This is a genomic window from Agrobacterium cavarae (genome assembly GCF_004310285.1).
Classification (GTDB): Bacteria; Pseudomonadota; Alphaproteobacteria; order Rhizobiales; family Rhizobiaceae; genus Agrobacterium; species Agrobacterium cavarae.
Genome location: NZ_SISF01000033.1, coordinates 51,831 through 72,436 on the forward strand (window position 1 = coordinate 51,831; position 20,606 = coordinate 72,436).

The 20,606-nt window shown below is 57.8% G+C and carries 16 protein-coding genes; 6 read left to right on the plus strand and 10 right to left on the minus strand.

Features of this window, described 5'->3' with window-relative positions:
* Positions 1-46: 46 nt before the first annotated feature.
* The 5 genes from EYC79_RS18660 to glmU form a co-directional block, all read right to left on the minus strand.
* Positions 47-358 carry a hypothetical protein gene (locus tag EYC79_RS18660; RefSeq protein WP_130979030.1) on the minus strand — a complete coding sequence of 104 codons (312 nt, stop codon included), beginning with the start codon at positions 356-358 and terminating at the stop codon, positions 47-49.
* Between the two features lie 72 nt (positions 359-430).
* Positions 431-1,099 carry a DUF502 domain-containing protein gene (locus EYC79_RS18665; protein ID WP_062426471.1) on the minus strand — a complete coding sequence of 223 codons (669 nt, stop codon included), beginning with the start codon at positions 1,097-1,099 and terminating at the stop codon, positions 431-433.
* A 115-nt stretch (positions 1,100-1,214) separates the two neighbouring features.
* Positions 1,215-1,718 carry a GNAT family N-acetyltransferase gene (locus tag EYC79_RS18670; protein ID WP_130979032.1) on the minus strand — a complete coding sequence of 168 codons (504 nt, stop codon included), beginning with the start codon at positions 1,716-1,718 and terminating at the stop codon, positions 1,215-1,217.
* Entirely contained in the window at positions 1,715-3,541 is a 1,827-nt protein-coding gene (gene glmS / locus EYC79_RS18675) for a glutamine--fructose-6-phosphate transaminase (isomerizing) (protein ID WP_130979034.1), read from the minus strand. Before glmS ends, EYC79_RS18670 begins: the two co-directional genes overlap by 4 nt.
* 163 nt (positions 3,542-3,704) lie before the next feature.
* Positions 3,705-5,066 carry a bifunctional UDP-N-acetylglucosamine diphosphorylase/glucosamine-1-phosphate N-acetyltransferase GlmU gene (glmU, locus tag EYC79_RS18680; RefSeq protein WP_130979035.1) on the minus strand — a complete coding sequence of 454 codons (1,362 nt, stop codon included), beginning with the start codon at positions 5,064-5,066 and terminating at the stop codon, positions 3,705-3,707.
* 203 nt (positions 5,067-5,269) lie between these two features.
* On the opposite strand from glmU, the gene EYC79_RS18685 reads away from it, so the two are divergent.
* Both EYC79_RS18685 and EYC79_RS18690 read left to right on the plus strand, forming a co-directional pair.
* Positions 5,270-6,208, plus strand: coding sequence for a DMT family transporter (locus EYC79_RS18685; RefSeq protein WP_062426468.1), 939 nt, complete (start codon positions 5,270-5,272; stop codon positions 6,206-6,208).
* An 88-nt stretch (positions 6,209-6,296) separates the two neighbouring features.
* The gene (locus EYC79_RS18690; RefSeq protein WP_112360256.1) at positions 6,297-7,424 is read left to right on the plus strand and encodes an S-(hydroxymethyl)glutathione dehydrogenase/class III alcohol dehydrogenase; all 1,128 of its coding nucleotides are present in this window, start codon (positions 6,297-6,299) and stop codon (positions 7,422-7,424) included.
* Positions 7,425-7,602: 178 nt separating this feature from the next.
* Here EYC79_RS18690 and metH read toward each other — a convergent pair whose 3' ends face one another.
* A complete protein-coding gene (gene metH, locus EYC79_RS18695; protein ID WP_062426466.1) occupies positions 7,603-11,376 on the minus strand; it encodes a methionine synthase in 3,774 nt (1,257 codons plus the stop codon).
* A gap of 189 nt (positions 11,377-11,565) precedes the next feature.
* Here metH and EYC79_RS18700 point away from each other — a divergent pair, with 189 nt between their 5' ends.
* Positions 11,566-12,813: an AGE family epimerase/isomerase gene (locus EYC79_RS18700; protein WP_113271487.1), complete on the plus strand. Its 1,248-nt coding sequence runs from the start codon at positions 11,566-11,568 to the stop codon at positions 12,811-12,813.
* A gap of 164 nt (positions 12,814-12,977) precedes the next feature.
* Here the strand turns inward: EYC79_RS18700 and EYC79_RS18705 are convergent, their stop codons facing one another.
* The 4 genes from EYC79_RS18705 to EYC79_RS18720 form a co-directional block, all read right to left on the minus strand.
* Entirely contained in the window at positions 12,978-13,430 is a 453-nt protein-coding gene (locus tag EYC79_RS18705) for a hypothetical protein (RefSeq protein WP_111846879.1), read from the minus strand.
* A 277-nt stretch (positions 13,431-13,707) separates the two neighbouring features.
* The gene (locus EYC79_RS18710; RefSeq protein WP_130979037.1) at positions 13,708-14,997 is read right to left on the minus strand and encodes an RDD family protein; all 1,290 of its coding nucleotides are present in this window, start codon (positions 14,995-14,997) and stop codon (positions 13,708-13,710) included.
* A 137-nt stretch (positions 14,998-15,134) separates the two neighbouring features.
* Positions 15,135-16,385 (minus strand): RDD family protein, encoded by a 1,251-nt coding sequence (locus tag EYC79_RS18715; RefSeq protein WP_130979039.1) that lies wholly within the window; start codon positions 16,383-16,385, stop codon positions 15,135-15,137.
* Positions 16,386-16,389: 4 nt separating this feature from the next.
* Positions 16,390-16,683 (minus strand): hypothetical protein, encoded by a 294-nt coding sequence (locus EYC79_RS18720; protein WP_130979041.1) that lies wholly within the window; start codon positions 16,681-16,683, stop codon positions 16,390-16,392.
* Between the two features lie 333 nt (positions 16,684-17,016).
* Here EYC79_RS18720 and EYC79_RS18725 point away from each other — a divergent pair, with 333 nt between their 5' ends.
* Genes EYC79_RS18725 through EYC79_RS18735 form a run of 3 tightly spaced genes read left to right on the plus strand, consistent with a single transcriptional unit; the run spans position 17,017 to position 20,583 of the window.
* On the plus strand, positions 17,017-18,138 hold the full coding sequence (locus EYC79_RS18725) for an ABC-three component system protein (RefSeq protein WP_245495316.1): 1,122 nt from the start codon (positions 17,017-17,019) through the stop codon (positions 18,136-18,138).
* Complete coding sequence (locus EYC79_RS23985) at positions 18,131-18,649, plus strand: ABC-three component system middle component 2 (RefSeq protein ID WP_205654435.1); 519 nt, start codon at positions 18,131-18,133, stop codon at positions 18,647-18,649. The genes EYC79_RS18725 and EYC79_RS23985 overlap by 8 nt, the downstream gene beginning before the upstream one ends.
* Positions 18,649-20,583: a hypothetical protein gene (locus tag EYC79_RS18735; RefSeq protein ID WP_130979046.1), complete on the plus strand. Its 1,935-nt coding sequence runs from the start codon at positions 18,649-18,651 to the stop codon at positions 20,581-20,583. Before EYC79_RS23985 ends, EYC79_RS18735 begins: the two co-directional genes overlap by 1 nt.
* Positions 20,584-20,606 lie beyond the last annotated feature (23 nt).

The window sequence follows — 20,606 nt, forward strand, 5'->3', positions numbered from 1 at the left end:
CTACACAAAAAAGGGAAGCGGCGCGCTTGGCGCCCTTCCCCACCAATCATGCGGCAGCCGGAATCTTGAAAGCCGAGCCGAGCTTGTAGCCGATGAAGGCTGCCACCAGAATGATCCCTATCATCCAGAACAAGGGCTCGCCGGGCAGCACGATGCCATAGAAATCGACATGGCTGTCCATCCTCTCTCCTTGCGAAATCATGGCATCGACCTGCGCAGGTGTCGGGGCACCGGCGATAGGCTGTCCGTCAAGCGTCGTCACGATATTGTATCCCGGCAATCCGGTCAGCAGGAGACCGAAGAAGGCGAAGACGATCGTCGAGAAGACCGGAATAACCCCGTTTCGAATAAAGCGCATATCTTTCCCCCAAATGTTCGAGGCAACATTGAGGTAAATTCGTGATTCGATCCAGCCACGGGTGCAGGCAGGTCAGACGGGCGCAAGCGCCTTGGGCGGCTCGAAGTCGGGGGCGACCAGACCGCCGGAAATCAACAGCTTTGCGGCATCCTCCGGCGACATGTCGAGCATGATGATCTTGTCCTTCGGCACAAAAAGCAGAAAGCCCGCCGTCGGAACCGGCGTTGGCGGCAGGAACACCGCCACCATTTCCTGACCTAACTCATTGAAGCGGAAGGCAAGCTCGCCCTTGGCCTCGGATGCGACGAAGACCATGGCCCAGGTGCCGGGCGACGGAAACTCGATCATGCCGACGCGCTTGAAGGAATTGGAATGCTCCTTCAGCACCGATTCAAACAGCTGCTTGATGCTCTTGTAGATCGGCCGCACCAGCGGCATGCGGTTGAGGATGGATTCGCCGACACCGACGATCCATTTGCCGATCAGATTGTTGCCGAGAAAACCGATGACCGTGATGCCGATGACGGCAATCAGCAGGCCGAAACCGGGAATGGCGACGTTGAAATATTCTTCCGGGTCGTACCGCGTCGGGATATACGGCTTCACCCAGCTATCGGCCCATTGCAGAAAGGTCCATACCAGCCACATCGTGATCGTGACGGGCGCCAGAATGAGAACGCCGGTCAGAAAGCTGTTACGCAGGCGTGTCGCGAAGGAAATTCTGATTGGGTGATCCGTCATCAACTCACTGAATGTTGGAGCATCTCCAGCCGAAGCATGATCGCTTTGGCGTCGGACAATGCGGCAGAACAGGGACCGAGAGCATTGAAGGTGGTCCCGTTATCACCGGAATGCTCTAGGCGATGTCACCGAAGAATGCCTGATGATAACGGACAATGCCGGACGGCGTTCCGCCCTGCAAGGGCAGGATCATGAAATATTCGTCATCAATCCCCTCGGCCTTCAGTCGCTCATCGTGGTGAAAACCGAAGCGACGATAGTAGGCCGGATCGCCCATGACGACGCATCCGCTGGCATTCAGCTGGCGCAACGCGTCGAGGCCGCGATGAACGAGCGCCGAACCGACACCCCGCCCCTGCCATTCCGGCAACACGGAAAGCGGACCAAGGCCGAACCAGATGTCACTGCTTCCAGAAAGTCCGACAGGCGAAAAGCCGATATGGCCTGTGATCGCCCCGTCCTCCTCCGCAACAAGCGAAACAGCGAGTGCACCGGCCCGCCGTAAGCGTTCGATGACGAGGTGCTCGTTATGGTCACTATAGGGAACATCCTGGAACGCCGCCTGCGTCACGACGCCGATCGCGTCGAGATCGCCGAGCTGTTCCGGCCGGACAATCATTCCACCGTAACCGACTTTGCCAGGTTGCGCGGCTGGTCCACATCCGTGCCCATGAAGACGGCCGTGTGATAGGCAAGCAGCTGGATCGGCAGCGAAAAGACCATCGGCGCAATGAGTTCATCGACGGTCGGCAGCACGATGGTCGCCATGGTTTCCAGCGACGAGGCCGCCGCACCCTTCGCATCGGTGATGAAGATGATGCGCCCACCGCGGGCTGCCACCTCCTGCATGTTGGAGACGGTCTTCTCGAAGAAGCGGTCATGCGGCGCAATGACGATGACCGGCATGTTCTCGTCGATCAGCGCGATCGGCCCATGCTTCAACTCGCCAGCGGCATAGCCTTCCGCGTGGATGTATGAAATTTCCTTGAGCTTTAGCGCGCCTTCCAGCGCCAGCGGGAAGGATGTGCCGCGGCCGAGATAAAGCACGTCCTTGAAGCGCGAGAGATCGCGAGAGAGTGTTTCGATCTGCGGCTGGATGGCGTTCAGCACTTCGCTCATCACCCGCGGCATCTCGATCAGATGACGGACAAGCTCGGTTTCCTGCGCCGCCGTCAGCGTGCCACGCGCCTTACCGGCTGCGATCGCCAGCGAAGCCAGAACGGCAAGCTGGCAGGTGAAGGCCTTGGTGGAGGCAACGCCGATTTCGGGGCCAGCCAGAATGGGGAAGATCGCATCGGATTCACGCGCAATGGTCGATTCGCGCACATTGACGACCGCGCCGATCTTCAGATCGTTCTCCTTGCAGTAGCGCAGCGAGGCGAGCGTATCCGCCGTTTCACCGGACTGGGAGATGAAGAGGGCGGCCTGCGTCGGCAATAACGGCATCTCGCGGTAGCGGAATTCGGATGCCACATCGATCTCGACCGGAAGACGCGCATAACGCTCGAACCAGTATTTGCCGATCAGGCCGGACAGATAGGCCGTTCCACAGGCGGAAATCGCAAGGCCGGTCAGCTTGGAAAAATCGATCGCCGGATCGACATCCTTGACCCGCTTGTCGGCAAAATCCACATAGTGGCTGAGCGCATGGGAAATGACTTCCGGCTGCTCGTAGATTTCCTTTTCCATGAAGTGGCGGTGGTTGCCCTTGTCCACCACATAGGCCGTCGCCTGGGAAATCTGCCGCTGGCGCTGCACCGGCTTGCCGGCGAAATCGATGATCTCGGCACCGGCTGCGGTGATGATGGCGCAATCGCCATCCACCAGATAGGTGATCTCGTTGGTGAAGGGCGAAAGCGCGATCGCATCCGACCCAAGGAACATCTCACCGCGTCCATGGCCGACGGCAAGCGGCGGACCGGAACGGGCGGAAAGCAGCGTGCCCGGCTCGTCCTGGAACATCACCACCAACGCAAAGGCGCCGGTCACGCGGTTCAGCATCGTCAGCATCGCATCGCGGTGCGACAGTCCCTCACGGGTGAATTTGGCAAGCAGTTGCGCCACCACTTCCGTATCGGTCTGGGTGGTGAAGGTCGCGCCCTCAGCCTTCAACTCCTCACGCAGCTCGGAGAAATTCTCGATGATGCCGTTGTGAACGACGGCGACGCCATCGACGAAATGCGGATGGGCATTGGTTTCGTTCGGAACCCCGTGCGTTGCCCAGCGGGTGTGCGCGATGCCGGTGATGCCGGGAAGCGGCTCTTCGAAGAGCTTCTTCTCCAGATTGAAGAGCTTGCCCTCGGCGCGGCGGCGGTCCATTGCGCCATCATGGATCGTTGCGACGCCTGCGGAGTCATAGCCCCGATATTCCAGCCGCTTCAGCGCATCCACAAGGCGCTCCGCAACCGGTTGCGTTCCAACAATTCCTACGATGCCGCACATACAGGTCTCCAAGATTTTTTGGTGAGCATCCGATGATCCGAAAACCGAGTCAGGTCTCCTGACGGATGCTTTTTCAATGGGCGGAAGTCGTAGCGATTTCCGCAAAAACCGCAATCGCAACAGCGGTCACTTTCAATGTCTATTCGTTACCTTTGTCAGACGGTTACGCCGGTTTCTTCTTGGCATCCTTGATCGCCTGGGCGCGGGCGCGAAGCACACTGGCGCGGCCTTCCTTGACCTCCTGGCGTGCCCGACCGAAGGCCAGCGCATCGCCGGGAACATCCTCGGTAATCACACTACCGGACGCAACGTAAGCATCATCGCCAATGGTCACGGGTGCCACGAGTGCTGAGTTGGAGCCGATAAAGGCATTTTTGCCGATTCGCGTCTCGTGCTTGTTGATGCCGTCATAATTGCAGGTGATCGTACCCGCACCGATATTGCTGCCCGCGCCGACGAACGCATCGCCGATATAGGTCAGGTGATTGACCTTGGCACCCTCGCCGATCTCAGCCTTCTTGATTTCGCAGAAATTCCCAACCTTGGATTTCGCCGCCAGATTGGCGCCCGGACGAAGCCGCGCATAGGGACCAACGGTTGCCCCGGCGCTGACATGCGCGCCTTCCAGATGCGAGAAGGCATGAATGACGGCACCCGATTCGATGGTGACGCCAGGACCAATCACCACATTCGGCTCGATCAGCGCGTCCTGACCGATCTTGGTATCCCAGGACAGAAAAACGGTTTCCGGCGCAATCATCGAGACGCCGTCGATCATCAACTGATGACGCGCCCGCTCCTGCCAGAGCCTTTCGATGATGGCAAGTTCGGCGCGGTTGTTGCAGCCGGTCATTTCCGTTTCGGGCGCATCGACAGCCACAGCCCTGCCGCCCTCTGCACGGGCAATCTCGACGATGTCGGTCAGATAATACTCGCCCTTGACATTGTTGTTGCCAATGCGGTCGAGCAGATCCAGCGCCCGGCGACCATTGATCGCCATCAGGCCGCTATTGCACCATGTGACCTTGCGCTCTTCGTCGCTTGCATCCTTCTCCTCGCGGATGGCGACCAGCTCCCCATCCTGCACCAGAAGACGCCCGTAACCCGTTGGTTTGTCAGTGTGAAACCCGATGACGACGACATCGACATTGTCGGTCAGCGCCTGGCGCGCCCGGTTCAGCGTCTCCGCCGTCAGCAACGGTACGTCGCCATAGGCGATCAAAACATCGTCGAAGCCCTTCTCGATGGCGTCGCGCGCCGCAAGCACGGCGTTGCCCGTGCCAAGCCGTTCCTTCTGCAAATACGGCTCGACGGAAACACCCGCCACCCGCGCGGCATCCGCCACCTTGTCCGCATCGCGCCCGACAACGAGCGCGGCAGCGGAAACCCCAGCACCGGAAACCGCCTGCATCACATGCGCAATCATCGGACGGCCAGCAACCGGATGCAAAACCTTCGACATGGAGGATTTCATGCGTGTGCTTTCACCGGCGGCGAGAATGACGGCAAGACAGGTGCGTTCCACTGATATCTCCATTCCAAGCATCGGATGTCTTTTGCCCGCTATAACCGCTCGACGATAAAGACACCATGGAAATTGCGTGACGGCTTGAAAAGCGACGTGATGGCGGCGGGGTTAGGCAAGTGAAAGGCGAGAACGCGCTTTCAACCGCCAAAGAATCCTCTAATCTGCCGCGACCACCTCATCCCGAAATGCGGAAATCTCCCATGTCCTCTTCGCACAGCGTCAGCCAGCCGGTCCGCGGCATGCTCATCATGGCAGCCTGCATGATCGTGCTGCCGGTGATGGATGCGATTGCGAAATATATGGCCCATGCCGGCATGTCTCCCGGCCAGGTCACCTTCTATCGCTTCTTCTTTCAGCTGGTCTGCACCCTGCCGCTGCTGCTCTTCATGTCGCCGAAGTCGCTGATCCATGCCAAGCGCCCCTGGCTCAACCTGCTGCGCGGCGTGCTACATGCCGCCGCGAGCCTGACATTTTTTGCCGCCGTCAAATACATGCCGCTGGCCGATGTCTTCGCCATCTATTTCGTCGAGCCCTTCCTGCTCACCATCATGTCGGCGCTGTTTCTAGGCGAGCGGGTCGGCTGGATGCGCTGGAGCGCCATCGCCGTGGGTTTCATCGGCGCGATGATCGTCATCCAGCCAAGCTTCGAGCTTTTCGGCCTCACCTCGCTTCTGCCGGTCGCCTGCGCTTTCCTCTTCACCCTCTATCTCTTCCTCAACCGCGCGATCGGTGATGGCGACAGCCCGCTGGTGATGCAGACCATGGCCGGCATTGCCGGAACGATCTTCATGGGCGGCGCTCTTTTGATCGGCACTGGCTTAGGGGATGCTAATTTCGAAATGTCCCTCCCCGGCTGGGATCACGGCCTTGTTCTCCTGATCCTTCTCGGCTCGATTTCCGGCTACATGCACCTGCTTGTGGTCAAGGCCTTTCGGCTGGCGCCGGTGTCGCTGCTTGCCCCCTTTCAGTATTTCGAGATCATCTCCGCCACCATTCTGGGATACCTGCTGTTTTCCGATTTTCCGACACCGTCCAAATGGCTCGGCATCGTCATCATCGTTGCATCCGGCCTCTTCATCATCTGGCGCGAAAGGCTGAGCGCCCGCCGCCTCAAGATGACAGAGGTCGCGGAAGTTTGAGGAATTGCCGCAACTGCACTTGTTCATGAGGCCCGCGTCGGGCAAAAAGTGCTTCCACGAATGACAAAAACACGAAGGAGACGAGACGATGGACGTTCGCGCCGCAGTCGCCGTTCAGGCAGGCAAGCCATTGGAAGTTATGACCGTTCAGCTGGAAGGCCCGCGCACCGGTGAAGTGCTGATCGAGGTCAAGGCGACTGGCATCTGCCACACGGACGATTTCACCCTCTCCGGCGCCGATCCGGAAGGTCTCTTTCCCGCGATCCTCGGCCATGAAGGTGCCGGTATCGTCGTCGACGTCGGCCCCGGCGTCACCTCGGTCAAGAAGGGCGACCATGTTATTCCGCTCTACACGCCGGAATGCCGCGAATGCTATTCCTGTACCTCGCGCAAGACCAACCTCTGCACGGCCATCCGCTCCACGCAGGGCCAGGGCGTGATGCCGGACGGCACCAGCCGTTTTTCCATCGGCAAGGACAAGATCCACCACTATATGGGCTGCTCCACCTTCGCCAATTACACGGTCCTGCCGGAAATTGCCGTTGCCAAGATCAACCCTGACGCGCCTTTCGACAAGGTCTGCTACATCGGTTGCGGCGTGACGACCGGCATCGGTGCGGTCATCAATACGGCCAAGGTCGAGATCGGCTCGACGGCGATCGTCTTCGGCCTCGGCGGCATTGGCCTCAACGTGCTTCAGGGCCTGCGTCTTGCCGGTGCGGATATGATCATCGGCGTCGATATCAACCCTGAGCGCAAGGCCTGGGGCGAAAAGTTCGGCATGACGCACTTCGTCAACCCGAAGGAAGTCGATGGTGACATCGTGCCCTATCTCGTCAACATGACGAAGCGCAATGGCGACCTGATCGGCGGCGCAGATTACACCTTCGATTGCACCGGCAACACCAAGGTCATGCGTCAGGCGCTCGAAGCCTCGCATCGCGGCTGGGGCAAATCGGTCATCATCGGCGTTGCAGGCGCCGGTCAGGAAATCTCCACCCGCCCCTTCCAGCTGGTCACCGGCCGCAACTGGATGGGCACGGCCTTCGGCGGCGCCCGCGGCCGTACCGACGTTCCGAAGATCGTTGACTGGTACATGGAAGGAAAGATCCAGATCGACCCGATGATCACCCACACCATGCCGCTTGAAGACATCAACAAGGGTTTCGACCTGATGCACAAGGGCGAAAGCATCCGCGGCGTCGTCGTCTATTGATGTGAGAAATGGCTGGCGCGGGGTCGGCTAAGGGTTTTCGCGCTGGAAGGTTTTGGAGGGGCTGCGAGGCCCCTCTTTCTTTTCGACGTCAGAAATGGCGGAACGATACGCCCTCTGTCCGGCAGGACAGAGGGGGGTGTCGCGTCTCACGCTTTACGTAAGACCCAAACCCACCCCATCAAGCCGCCGTCTCAACATCCTTCGCCGCATCCACCGGCACATAGTTCAGCACTGGTCCAAGCCAGCGCTCAATATCCTTCACGGGCATGCCCTTGCGCCGAGCATAGTCTTCCACCTGATCCCGCTCCACCTTGGCAACGCCAAAGTAATAGCTCTCGGGATGGCCGATATAGAGACCGGAGACAGACGATCCAGGCCACATGGCATAGCTCTCCGTCAGCACCACGCCCGTCTGGTTTGTCGCATCCAGAAGGCGGAAGAGCGTGTCCTTCTCCGTATGATCGGGCTGGGCCGGATAGCCGGGCGCCGGGCGAATACCGGCATAGGCCTCTCCAACAAGGTCTTCACTGCTGAAGCGCTCATCCGGCGCATAGCCCCAGAACTCCTTGCGCACCCGTTCATGCATGCGCTCGGCAAAGGCTTCTGCGAAACGGTCAGCCAGCGCCTTCACCAGAATGGATGAATAGTCGTCATTGGCCCGTTCGAAACGTTCGGCAATGGCCACTTCCTCGATACCCGCCGTCACCACGAAGCCGCCGACATAGTCGGCAATGCCGCTGTCTTTCGGCGCGACGAAATCCGACAGTGCGACATTGGGCCGTCCATCGCGCTTGGAAAGCTGCTGACGCAGCGTGTAGAAGGTCTCAAGCTCCGAGGTGCGGCTCTCATCGGTAAACAGACGAATATCGTCTCCCACCGCATTGGCCGGCCAGAAGCCGATCACGGCGCGCGGGCGGAACCACTTTTCCTCGATGATCTTCTTCAGCATGGCCTGTGCGTCGGCATAAAGATGACGCGCTGCCTCTCCCTGCTTCTCATCCTCGAGGATGGCCGGGAAACGACCCTTTAATTCCCAGGTCTGGAAGAAAGGCGTCCAGTCGATATAGCGCGACAACTCTTCGAGATCGTAACCCTCGAAGGTCTTTGTACCGATGAATTGCGGCTTGACCGGCTGGTAGCCCGTCCAGTCGACCTTCTGCGCGTTTTCGCGCGCACGCGACAGCGGCAGGCGCTGCTTTTCGCGTTCATTGCGCGCATGCGCATCGGCAACCTTGGCATATTCGGCGCGAATGCCGTCAATATAGGCTGGCTTCTGGTCTTCCGACAGCAGTGCAGAAACCACGCCGACCGCGCGCGAGGCGTCGGTCACATAGATCGCCTGGCCCTTCTCGTAACGCGGATGGATCTTCACCGCCGTATGAACGCGGCTCGTCGTCGCCCCACCGATCAGAAGCGGCAGGTCGAGCCCCATGCGCTCCATCTCGGAGGCCACATGCACCATTTCATCCAGCGACGGCGTGATGAGGCCGGAAAGACCGATGACATCGACCTTCTCCGCAACAGCCGTTTCGAGAATCTTGGTGGTCGGCACCATGACGCCGAGATCGATGATCTCGTAATTGTTGCAGGCGAGAACAACGCCGACGATGTTCTTGCCGATATCGTGGACATCGCCCTTCACCGTCGCCATCAGCACCTTGCCGGCCGACTTGCGCTGATCGCCGCCATTCAGGCGCTTTTCCTCTTCCATGTAGGGAAGAAGAACGGCAACAGCCTGCTTCATCACGCGGGCGGATTTGACCACCTGCGGCAGGAACATCTTGCCCGAACCGAAGAGATCGCCGACCACATTCATGCCCGCCATCAGCGGACCTTCGATGACATGCAGCGGACGGGCCGCCTGCTGGCGCGCCTCTTCCGTATCGGCATCGATGTATTCGGTGATGCCATTGACCAGCGCATGCTCCAACCGCTTCTCAACGGGGAGTTCACGCCACGACAGATCCTGAACCTTGCCTTCCTTGGCACCCGTACCCCGGTAACGTTCGGCAATCTCCAGCAGCCGCTCGGTCGCGTTGGGGTTGCGGTTCAGCACCACATCCTCGCAGGCCTCGCGCAGTTCCGCATCGATGCTCTCATAGACCGCAAGCTGGCCCGCATTGACGATGCCCATATCCATGCCGACCTGGATCGCATGATACAGGAACACGGCATGCATCGCCTCACGCACCGGCTCGTTGCCGCGGAAGGAGAAGGACAGGTTCGAGACACCGCCGGAAATATGCACGAGCGGCATGGTTTCACGGATGGTCTTGGTGGCCTGGATGAAGTCCACGCCGTAATTATTGTGCTCTTCGATACCTGTTGCGACAGCAAACACATTCGGGTCGAAGATAATGTCTTCGGGTAAAATCCCGGCCTTCTCCGTCAGGAGCTTGTAGGCGCGCGTGCAGATTTCAACCTTGCGCTGGTAAGTATCGGCCTGCCCCACTTCGTCAAAAGCCATGACGACGACAGCAGCGCCGTAATTGCGCACCAGACGCGCCTGCTCGAGAAACTTCTCCTCGCCTTCCTTCAGCGAGATGGAGTTGACGATCGACTTGCCCTGAACGCATTTCAGGCCAGCCTCGATGATCTCCCATTTGGAGCTGTCGATCATCACCGGCACGCGAGCAATATCCGGCTCGGCGGCAATCAGGTTGAGGAACTCGACCATGGCCTTCTGGCTGTCGATCAGGCCCTCATCCATGTTGATGTCGATGATCTGCGCGCCGTTTTCGACCTGATCGCGGGCGACGGCAAGTGCAGCCGTATAATCACCAGCGGTGATCAGCTTGCGAAACTTGGCAGAGCCCGTCACGTTCGTGCGCTCACCGACATTGACGAAGGGAATGTCCTTGGTCAGCACGAAAGGCTCGAGGCCGGACAGCGACATGAAGGACTTGTGTTCCGGCACCTTGCGCGGCTCAAAACCCTTCACGGCGTCCGCAATGGCGCGAATATGCTCCGGCGTCGAGCCGCAGCAACCGCCCACCACATTGACCAGTCCTTCGCGGGCAAACTCGGCAACCTGTGCCGCCATCATCTCCGGCGTTTCGTCATACTGGCCGAACTCGTTCGGCAGGCCGGCATTCGGATAGGCGCAGATGAAGGTATCGGCCACATCCGACAGTTCCTGCAAATGCGGACGCATAGCGTTTGCGCCAAGCGCACAGTTCAGGCCGATGGTAAACGGGTTGGCGTGACGCACCGAGTTCCAGAAGGCCGACGGCGTCTGGCCCGACAGCGTGCGACCGGAAAGGTCGGTGATCGTGCCGGAGATCATCACTGGCAGATGAATGCCCTTGGCAGCAAAGCGCTCCTCGCAGGCGAAGATCGCGGCCTTGGCGTTCAGCGTGTCGAAGATGGTTTCAATAAGGATGAGGTCGGCACCACCATCGATCAGGCCGTCGATCTGCTCACCATAGGCGAGACGCAGATCATCGAAGCTGACGGCGCGGTATCCGGGATTGTTTACATCCGGCGAGATCGACGCGGTGCGGTTGGTCGGGCCAATGGCACCGGCGACGAAACGGCGGCGGCCATCCTCGCGCTCGGCGCGTTGGGCGGCGCGACGCACGATGAAGGCGCCCTCGCGGTTGAGGTCATAGACCGCGCCTTCCATCTCGTAATCGGCCTGCGCGATGCGCGTGGACGAAAACGTGTTGGTCTCCAGAATATCCGCCCCCGCCATGGCGTAGCGGAAATGGATATCCTCGATCGCATCCGGCTGCGTCAGGATCAGAAGGTCGTTATTGCCCTTCTGGTGACAGGCACAGCCAATGAAACGATCACCGCGGAAGTGGTCCTCGTCAAATCCAAGGCCCTGGATCTGCGTGCCCATGGCGCCATCGAGAATGAGGATGCGCTCTTCAGCCGCCTGTTTCAGCGCCTTCAGAATTTCCGCGCCGTCGCGTTTGCCGCCCAGGGGGCCAAACAGATCGTCCAACATCGGCACTCACTCCTCATTCTTTGCAAATCAGCAAGATATCAAGTCACATAAAGATATCTTTATGTCAACATATCATCCGGCATTCGCGGTTCTGGACTAAAAAGGAAGCTACGAAATTCCGACCGTGGATGACACCCTTGCGCCTCAAAGATATAGGTATGCTCCAACGGCGCATCAAAGGAGGAACGGATGACCGAGACGGAAAGCACGAAAGCCTATTGGAGCACGCTGCCCTGGCATCGCCAATGGCTGGTAAAGCAGGCGGAAGGCCTCTTCGACTTCTTCCAGTATCGCGCGGTCAATCCCAAAGGCGGCTTCTTCGATCTCGACCGGAAAGGCGCTCCCCTCTCCTCCGACAATCCGGTGCGCGGCATCCACGCTTCTGCCCGCATGGTCCATTGCTTCTCCATCGGACACCTGCTCGGTCGCCCCGGCTGCGGCGATATTGTCGACCATGGCATGACCTATCTTTGGGACAAGCACCGCGACCAGGAGCATGGCGGCTATTTCTGGCAGGTGGACGACAACGGCCCTGCCGACGCCACCAAGCAGGGGTACGGCCACGCCTTCGTGCTGCTCGCCGCCTCCTCCGCCAAGGTCGTCGGTCATCCGCTGGCCGATGCGATGCTGGCCGATGTGACCGAGGTTCTCGAAACCCGATTCTGGGAAGAGAAGCACGGCGCCATCAATGAGGAGTTCCACCGCGACTGGTCGCCGATCGAGAATTACCGCGGCCAGAATTCCAACATGCACCTCACCGAAGCCCTGATGGCCGCCTTCGAAGCCACGGGCGACACGTCCTACCTCATCAAGGCCGAACGCATTGCCGACCTCATCATCCGCCGCGCCGCTGGCGCGCTCGACTTCCGCGTGCCGGAGCATTTCGACGAGAACTGGGTGCTGGACAAGGATTATCGCGGCAACGAAATGTTCCGCCCCTCAGGCTCCACGCCCGGCCACTGGCTGGAATGGTCGCGCCTCATCCTGCAGCTCTGGATCCTGGGTGAGCGCAAGCACGACTGGATGCCGACCGCCGCCAAGTCACTCTTCGTCCAGTCCATGGCGCTCGGCTGGGACCGCGAAAAAGGCGGTTTCTTCTATACGCTCGATTGGGACAACACGCCTGCCAAGACGGAAAAGCTCTGGTGGCCGATGTGCGAAGCCGCCGGTGCGGCACACTTCCTCAACGAGCATCTGCCCGCCGACGAATTCTACGAAGATAGCTATCGCCGCATCTGGAGCACGATCGCCAACACATTCCTCGACCATCAGTTCGGTGGCTGGCATGAGGAACTGACGGAAGACCTCGTTCCGGCCAACACTCTCTTCCCCGGCAAGGGAGACATCTACCACGCCCTTCAAGCCTGCCTCATCCCGCTTTTTCCGGCGGATGGCAGCCTGACGAAGATGATCGCCGAAAAAGGCGCGCGCTTCTGATCGAAGCATGACAAATCGCACGGCGAAGCGCAGAGACTCTAAAGCGCCGTGCGTCCTATTGGACGCACAAAGGACGCTTTACCTTTTTGAATCTACGCATCGTGCTTTCCGAAAATCGAGTCCGATTCTCGGGCCGATGCCGTATCGCCGCGCCATCAGGAAGCTCACTCGAAATCTGCTGAGTTGACCGTCACACGCCATTCCAGCCGCGCGGGGTCGGCCTGCTCATTGCTGCGCAACCGAAATGGCCGGCACGCAGCATAGCTCTCATGCGGCCCCAACCGCCTTTCGTTCGGCTGATAGGCTTCGAGCGAAATCGGCGCACGGAAGGCAGGCTCAAAACCTTCCAGCGTATAGGTCAACCGCTCGACCGCCACATCATTGGTATTCTGAAAGCTCACCCGGATCGGCGCATTCTCATCCCGACAGGTTGGATCATAGGCCGCCGTGGCAATGATCTTCTCCAGCCTTTCGCCAGAGCGGACCCAATCAAACAAAACCCAGCCTCCGAGGCAGGCCCACACCACGGCAAGTGCCGCCACAACAGGTTTCAGATGTCGCGGGAAAGCGATCAGAAACAACAGCAAGGCGACCGTCAGAACGATGCCGACGATCATGAACGACGCTCCGCGATATACGACATGATGTCAGTCAGTGTTTTTTCTCCCAAGGCCGTCGACAAAACGCATACGAAGCTCCCCTTATAGCCCTAAACGCGAAGCCGCACAGGCAGACGCAGTAAAGTCGGCGTGACAAGAGCACTCCGAACCGAAAAGACCATTGAGCTCTTGATCGCCACGATGAGGCGTAACTTGCCTGAATCCGCGACAACTGGCGGATTTCCTTCGCCATACAGGATCGGGCGACCAGGAGCCAACGGGAACGGACGTCCACTCAATTGACTGTTCCGAATATCGCACTCAAAAAATTCTTTCTTTCGATCGACTGCAGTTCGGAATTTCCTGGCGTCACTATCAAGGCCAGCCAGGCATTTCCACCCCTCATGAAAACCGTGAGTTCTGCGCGTGTTTCCGATGCAGTCGTGGCAATTCCGGATACCCGCATGATCTGCACTCCGTTGACATATGCTGCCCCCCAATCGGAGGTCGGTTTCATAATATGGTCGACGCGTCTTTCCAGATCCTTCAGATAAGCCGTCGGATCGGCGCCGTCATTCCCAATAAGCTCGTGGGAAACCAGTGCTGTCATCCCCAGCGTCGGCGCCCGGAAGACGAAGGTGTCTTTAGAGGAGTCATTATAAGGGTGCTCCCAGATTTTGCTGATCCTGGCGCCCCTGCCCGACCTGGGATTCACCCATGTTTTGGTTGAGTCGGTCGGTGTCAAATTCGGTACGACCATCCGATCGAAGGGGACACTTTCGTAAGATGGCACGGGAAGAGCGCCATGGCTCGCAGTGATCCTTTCGTCGGAGCGATAGTCGCTCACATTTACAATAGCGCAACCGATGAGAAGCAGCATAACCGGCACCATGATCAAGGCTGCAATGCGGCTTGGCCGAAGCACCAACACACTCGAGCGTTCCCTGTCATAGCTCGCGTTCAGATCGACCTTCAGTCGCCTGTACTGAAAAAGGAATGTGAGAATGAACAACGGCGGGATGCCCATCGCACACCCCCAAAACCACACCCTGTACTCGCGACCGAAATAAAATCTGAAACGTGGCCAAAAACTCTCGTGAGGCGCAAACACCCATACGCCGAATATGGCCTTGCCTGGCGTGGTGCCAAATAAAGCCATGCCTATTGCGGGTATCATAGCTGCGAGAGAGATCAGCATTAGATACAGGACGAGTGCAGCGAGGAGAAGACCGGGTCGGTTCCCATGGAAATAGAGGTAAGCAGCAACCAAGATGTCGTGTCCGACGATCGTGAACAAAGGTGACATCATCAATAGATCGAAAAGCCTTGCCCATAGGCGGCGCCAAGGACGCGCGGGCAAAAAGAACGGTTTCGGCGCGACACGCTGTTCCTCAGACCCGAGGGCCAGTGATGCAAAACTATCGGCAAAAACGCGATTGAGACCGGCCTTCTCCCAGTCCGTCATCTGTTCGTGCCAGAGGTAGTCGTCGCGGGTGACATGACCAGTCTCGATCAGCCTGCGAATAATCTCCTCGTCGACGGGTCCTGCGCGCTTCGGCCCGATGGTGTAATACCAGTCAGCCATACCGTTTCACGCCTCGTTTTCCCGGCTGCGTTTTAGCAGACCATAGCAGGACGATAATTTTGTATGACGGAACTCGGATCGGCGGGTTTCGCCAAGATGCGGTCGAATGTGAGGGCTTGGAGGGCACATCGGAAGGGCTATCGAGCCGTTCCGAACAGCTCATGGACAAAGTCTTCCCGCTCGCTTGTTTGCAAGTCCGAGCCGCCCTCGGTGAACATCAATAACCGCCACGCATTACGCCCATCCACAACAACGGTCACCTCTACCAGTTGGTTTGCATCCTTGGTGCTGACGCCACTTGCCCGAAGTCCCCGCACACGATTCACCGCAACCGGCTGCCAATCCGACGTCAAGGTGACGTTTTTCAGTCGCGCCGCGTAAAAGGCAGCATATGCGCGCAGGTCGACGTTTTCAGCAGGAAGCTCCAAATAGCTGAAAAGACCCTCCATCAGCAGCCTGCGGGCAACGAAGATAAAAGCATTCGGGACTTCAGGATCGTCAGGCAAAAGCTCCCAGTGTTTTTTGATCGTGGCCGTGTTCCCCGTAACCGGATTGACCCAATAGTGAGTAGCCGTGAGATCGGCCTCTGCTTTGTCCTCCATTCGCCACCCTGCGACGTTCGCGGCTAAAAGACCTGCGACGAGTGCAATGCCGAGGGTTAGACGCAGTTTGCTCGGATTGGCGACGACAGGCAGATTGTGCTTGTCATAGACAGCGGGACGACCTGTGGCCAGGCGCCAATATTGAACGATGAAGGTGATCAAAAACACAACCGGAATGCCAAGGGCAAAGCCCCAGAACCACACCTTGAACTCGCGCTTGAGATAGAACGAAAATCGATTGGCTTCCGGCGTCACCGGAACCCGCACACCTAAGATGGCCTTACCCGGCGTGTTACCGAACAGAGCCATACAAATCGCCAGCACGACGCCGACAAGTGGGAGAATGATGAAGCCGAAGAGCATATCATAGGTGAAGATGGTCATGTAGAGACGCGGGGCGTACAGGGCTGAAGCGACGACGATACAGACGGACAGCAACGGCCCGATCAGCAACATATCAAATATTCGCGCCCAGAATCGGGGCCACGGGCGCAAGCGAGGAGCAGCATCCATCTCTGGCTGAACTGGCTCCGAGGCAGTAAAGCCTGAACCAAGGGGCTGAGACTTCGACGGAACCGGCGGAGGTGTCACGACTGGAACCGGAGGCGGCGTAACAAAAGCGTCTGCAAACTCGGGATGCGTCCCAACAATCTCCCAGTCCGCCATCCCCTCCCGCCAGACATAGGCATCGCGGACAATCTTGCCGCTTGCAATCAACGCGCGGACTTGCTCTTTGCTGACAGGCCCTTCGCGTTCCTGCCCAACAGTGTAGTACCAGATCGTCATGCTGCTATGCCCCGCTTCCCCGAGCAAGCTTTAGCAAGGCGGTAGCAACCCGTAAAGCTGCGAGAATAACTACGGCAAAGCTCTCATCCCTTGAGAGGATGCTTGCGCTATCCAGTTGAAGTAAAAGAAAAATGTAGTTCGTCACATTCGACGATTTTCGCGCCTCCTGAGAACATTGATTTTCTTCAGGGCCATCGTCACCAACGATTGACTCTGCCGTCACATTCGTTGCTCCTGCGACGCCCTTTTCCCACAATCGATAATCCTTACCGCTGACTTCCGAGCCAAGCACCCCCAAGAGGAGTTGCCTCCGATGAAAGACGGCCCAATGATTGTCGGTGAATGCGTAGGCGAACTAGGGCGACCCAACGGTTGTCAGGACCTTTGAGGAGCTTAGGAAGTAAGCTGATGCTGGCCTCGAATACGAAAAGGCTCACGGGCAGTGGTCACAGCTGAAATACGACCATCCTGCAATAGGACTCAAGGCTCGCGGGTACTACAGCGGTGTGGATTTATTTCAAAGTGACCGTAGAGATTAGGTTACTTGCAGATCGCCGCCAACACATCTCTGGCTTGTGCCTACTGAATAGCGCCGGTATGTTGCGAATCAAGAATACCGGGCGGGATAATCTTGCAAAAAGACGATCTTCAAGCTGTTGATGCTCCTACAAAATGGCCAGGTGCTAACGCCCGGTTGCTCGGCGTTGGCGTCGGTTATGGTCTTCCAGTCAAGCCACTCGACAGGCTCGGACTGTTTAGCCCAGATGAGTTCGAGCGGTTTGTACTCGAATGGGCCCATGGTTATCTGAAGGAAAAGCTTGCGGGGGTAACTGATGTCCAGCAACGCGGCGGCGCAGGCGACAAGGGCCGTGACATCGTCGTGTGGTTTGGCGCATCGGGAGCTCCGGATCGGTTTTGGCATCTGTACCAATGCAAGCGTTATAAAGGAAAGATCGGTGCCAAGATCGGCCTAACTGAAATAGGCAAGGTTCTGTATTTTGCGTCTATCGGCAAATTTTCCATGCCGAAGGAGTATTGGTTCGTAACCCACAAAGGGGTTACGAATGATTTCCAAGACCTAGTAGATCAGCCTGAAAATCTGAAGGCCGAGCTGATCGCGAACTGGGACAGTTATTGCTCTAAGGAGATAGTCGGTAAATCGGTCATCAAGCTTGAAGGCGACTTACTGAAGTTTGTGGAGGGCATCGACCTCTCGATAGTCATGATCAAGCAACCACTTGATATACTCAAAGAACACTCCAACACTAATTTCCATGAAATAGTGTTTGGCAAACAACTGAGTGATAGAGGTCCTCCTCCAACCCCGCCTTCCTCCATCGCGGAGGAGGAGCGCGGGTATATTCAGCAGCTTTATGAGGTGATTAGCGAGATGATTTCCGCGCCGGTGACAAAACAAGCTGATTTCGCGACCCACCGCAAATCCGCGACATTGTTCGAGCGCTCGCGCATCACGTTTTACAGCGCTGAGGGACTCAAACGCCTCGCTCATGACCAGATGCAACACGTCGAATTCTTTCATGATCTGGTGAAGAAGTTCGGGGACGGCCTATATCATACATACAATGGTCAGGCGGCCAGCGGTCATGAGCGTCTAACTGCGACGGTCAAAGCCGCCCAACATCAGGAGATCGACGCACACGTTCTCAAGCCTCACATGGAACCATTGGATCGTGAAGGCATATGCCATCATCTTGCGAACGACGGCATAGCGAAATGGTGCCAGAATGATTAACGCCGCGCACGCTGAAACAAGACCGCAACCACCGCGCTTGTTCAACACTCCGGTCGAATGCGGTTTTCGGTTGCTGTTCATATTGTCGGCATCTAGGCCGGCTCTATTCGATGTTCAACGCCTCATCAGCTATGACTACCTCCTCGTTCACTCCGGCGACGTCGACGGGTCGCGTCCGAGCCTACATCCTGCGGTGCCGAACCGCGGAGCGGAATGGATTATAAAGCGGCAGATCGTCTATACCGGTCTATCCCTGATGTACGCGAGAGAGCTTGTCGTCCGGCACATGACTGATCGGGGAATCTATTATTCCGGCTCCGACCTCACATCCGCTTTTGTCGGACTTCTGAAGACAAGTTACGCAGAAGGTTTGCGGGATCGTGCCAAATGGGTAGCCGAGAGGTTTGACCCTTACACCGATGACCGTCTGCAGGCCTACATGGCGAACCAGGTGGGAAAGTGGGGAGCGGAATTCGATGCCCTTGCAGCCTTGAAGGATATTGTTCTCTGATGTCGCGAATAGCTGAGATACGGATGACCGGGAGGGGCCAGCTTGACGCGATGATACGCTTCAATCGTGGTCCAAACGTGGTTTCTGGCGACTCCGATACCGGGAAGAGCTACCTCGCGAGGCTCGTTGACTATGTCCTCGGTGCAGATGAGCTAAAAAAGACAATTGATGAAGCTGCCGACTACGAGACAGTTTGGCTCGAATTCAGGAATGCTGAGGATGAGGTTCTTACTCTGGAGCGAAGTCTCCAGGGTGGCGAGGTCCTCGCGTATTCCCATTCCATCTGCGACCTGATAGGGGACGACAATTTCGAAGCGCCTCGCCCCGACAAAGAACGGGTTCGCAGGGATGACAATCAGGTGGAAATCCTCGCCTCGAAGCGCCAAGGGCGGTCAGTTGTGCCCGATGTCACTTCGAGGGTGTTTCCGTTCTTCGGACTGCCTGAGACAGTGACGCTGCGGAAGAATGCAGGCGGCGAGACCCAGCGACTGTCAATCCGTACCATGCTACCGATATTCCTTGTCGATGAAAACGACATCATCACGGAAGGCTCCCCCATCTTGCGGGGCGGGTTCGGCGACACGGCAGAGAAGCGCATGTTCTCTTATCTCTTGACCGGAAAAGACGACGTCAGCATCGTCGCCCAGGAAAAGCGAGAAATTGTTTCGGCGCGGCTTCAAGCGCAACGCGATCTCCTGGCGGACTTGATTGCGCCTTTGAACGCTCGTTTGAAGGAACGGAAGGCGGATGAAGAAGAGGAGAGTATCAACCGCCTGGAAGATACCATCACCAGATTGTCGGAAGCTCTCGAAAGAAACGCGGCCGAGCGCTCGCGGCTTCAGTCCGAGAGGGGAACTGTCTACCAATCGCTTGTGAAGTCCGAGACGCAGGTTGTCGCCCTCGATGCCATGCTGACCCGTTATAGGCTGCTTGACGAAAGATATTTGTCCGACCTCCAGCGTCTCGATTTCATTGCGGAAGGCTCCTACTACCTTGATGGACTGCAGACCAACGCTTGCCCCTTATGCGGACAATCGCTCGAAGGAGCGGAGCACGACCACCCAGATGACCTTGGACCTAAATTCAGCTCTGAAGAGGTTTACGGATCGGCTTCGGCGGAGGCTGCCAAGATACGTGGATTGCAAGCTGATCTGCAGAACGCGATTTCCGACCTGCGACAAAGGCGCGATGACTGGAAGCATGGCGCAAGTGAAGATGCCGCCCGGCTACAGGAGATCGACAGACTACAAGACGCCGTCTTAGCCCCGGCCCGTCAACAGACCAAAGCATCGCTGGACGACGTAGTGAATAAACGGCTTGATCTACAGTCAGCTCGCGCCGACCGCTCCGAAGCCGCGAAGCTCGAGAGAATGAAGGCGGAACTTGAAAAGGCTATGGAGGAGCCGCTGAAGAAGCTGAAATGGGCTCCTCTCGATCCCATGGCCACGACCGAACTGTGCAAGGAGATCGAAGCGGTCCTCAAGGATTGGTCTTGGAAAGACGACGTCAGAGTCGAATTCGAGGAGAGCCAATATGACATAAAGGTCAATGGGAAAGTCCGTCGCGCTCACGGAAAGGGATTCCGAGCAGTAATGCATGCGGCTATTTCGGTGGCATTGTTGAGATATTGCCGCAGCCGCGGAAAGCCGCATCCGGGATTTATTGTTCTCGACTCTCCGCTGACGACTGTGAAGCAAGGTCGCGGTCAAACGAACATCGAAGCTGACGATGGCCGGATTGAGCCCACGATTGAGCCCAAGTTCTGGGAGAGCTTAGCGTCTGTCGATCCGTCTATGCAAATAATCGTCCTCGACAACAAGGAGCCGCCACCTGAACTGGCCGAAAAACTGAACCTACAGATTTTCGCCGGCCTTGGGGCTAAGCCAGGCGAACGGAGGGGATTCATTCCCGATCGTCCCCCAAACAAGTTATAAAAGAATACCGTGACGGCAGGTCT

Bases quoted from the DNA above. Each gene is read 5' to 3' on its own strand.
- EYC79_RS18660 (WP_130979030.1), bottom strand. From the start codon at position 358: ATGCGCTTTATTCGAAACGGGGTTATTCCGGTCTTCTCGACGATCGTC.
- EYC79_RS18665 (WP_062426471.1), bottom strand. From the start codon at position 1,099: ATGACGGATCACCCAATCAGAATTTCCTTCGCGACACGCCTGCGTAAC.
- EYC79_RS18670 (WP_130979032.1), bottom strand. From the start codon at position 1,718: ATGATTGTCCGGCCGGAACAGCTCGGCGATCTCGACGCGATCGGCGTC.
- glmS (WP_130979034.1), bottom strand. From the start codon at position 3,541: ATGTGCGGCATCGTAGGAATTGTTGGAACGCAACCGGTTGCGGAGCGC.
- EYC79_RS18685 (WP_062426468.1), top strand. From the start codon at position 5,270: ATGTCCTCTTCGCACAGCGTCAGCCAGCCGGTCCGCGGCATGCTCATC.
- EYC79_RS18690 (WP_112360256.1), top strand. From the start codon at position 6,297: ATGGACGTTCGCGCCGCAGTCGCCGTTCAGGCAGGCAAGCCATTGGAA.
- metH (WP_062426466.1), bottom strand. From the start codon at position 11,376: ATGTTGGACGATCTGTTTGGCCCCCTGGGCGGCAAACGCGACGGCGCG.
- EYC79_RS18700 (WP_113271487.1), top strand. From the start codon at position 11,566: ATGACCGAGACGGAAAGCACGAAAGCCTATTGGAGCACGCTGCCCTGG.
- EYC79_RS18705 (WP_111846879.1), bottom strand. From the start codon at position 13,430: ATGATCGTCGGCATCGTTCTGACGGTCGCCTTGCTGTTGTTTCTGATC.
- EYC79_RS18710 (WP_130979037.1), bottom strand. From the start codon at position 14,997: ATGGCTGACTGGTATTACACCATCGGGCCGAAGCGCGCAGGACCCGTC.
- EYC79_RS18715 (WP_130979039.1), bottom strand. From the start codon at position 16,385: ATGACGATCTGGTACTACACTGTTGGGCAGGAACGCGAAGGGCCTGTC.
- EYC79_RS23985 (WP_205654435.1), top strand. From the start codon at position 18,131: ATGATTAACGCCGCGCACGCTGAAACAAGACCGCAACCACCGCGCTTG.
- EYC79_RS18735 (WP_130979046.1), top strand. From the start codon at position 18,649: ATGTCGCGAATAGCTGAGATACGGATGACCGGGAGGGGCCAGCTTGAC.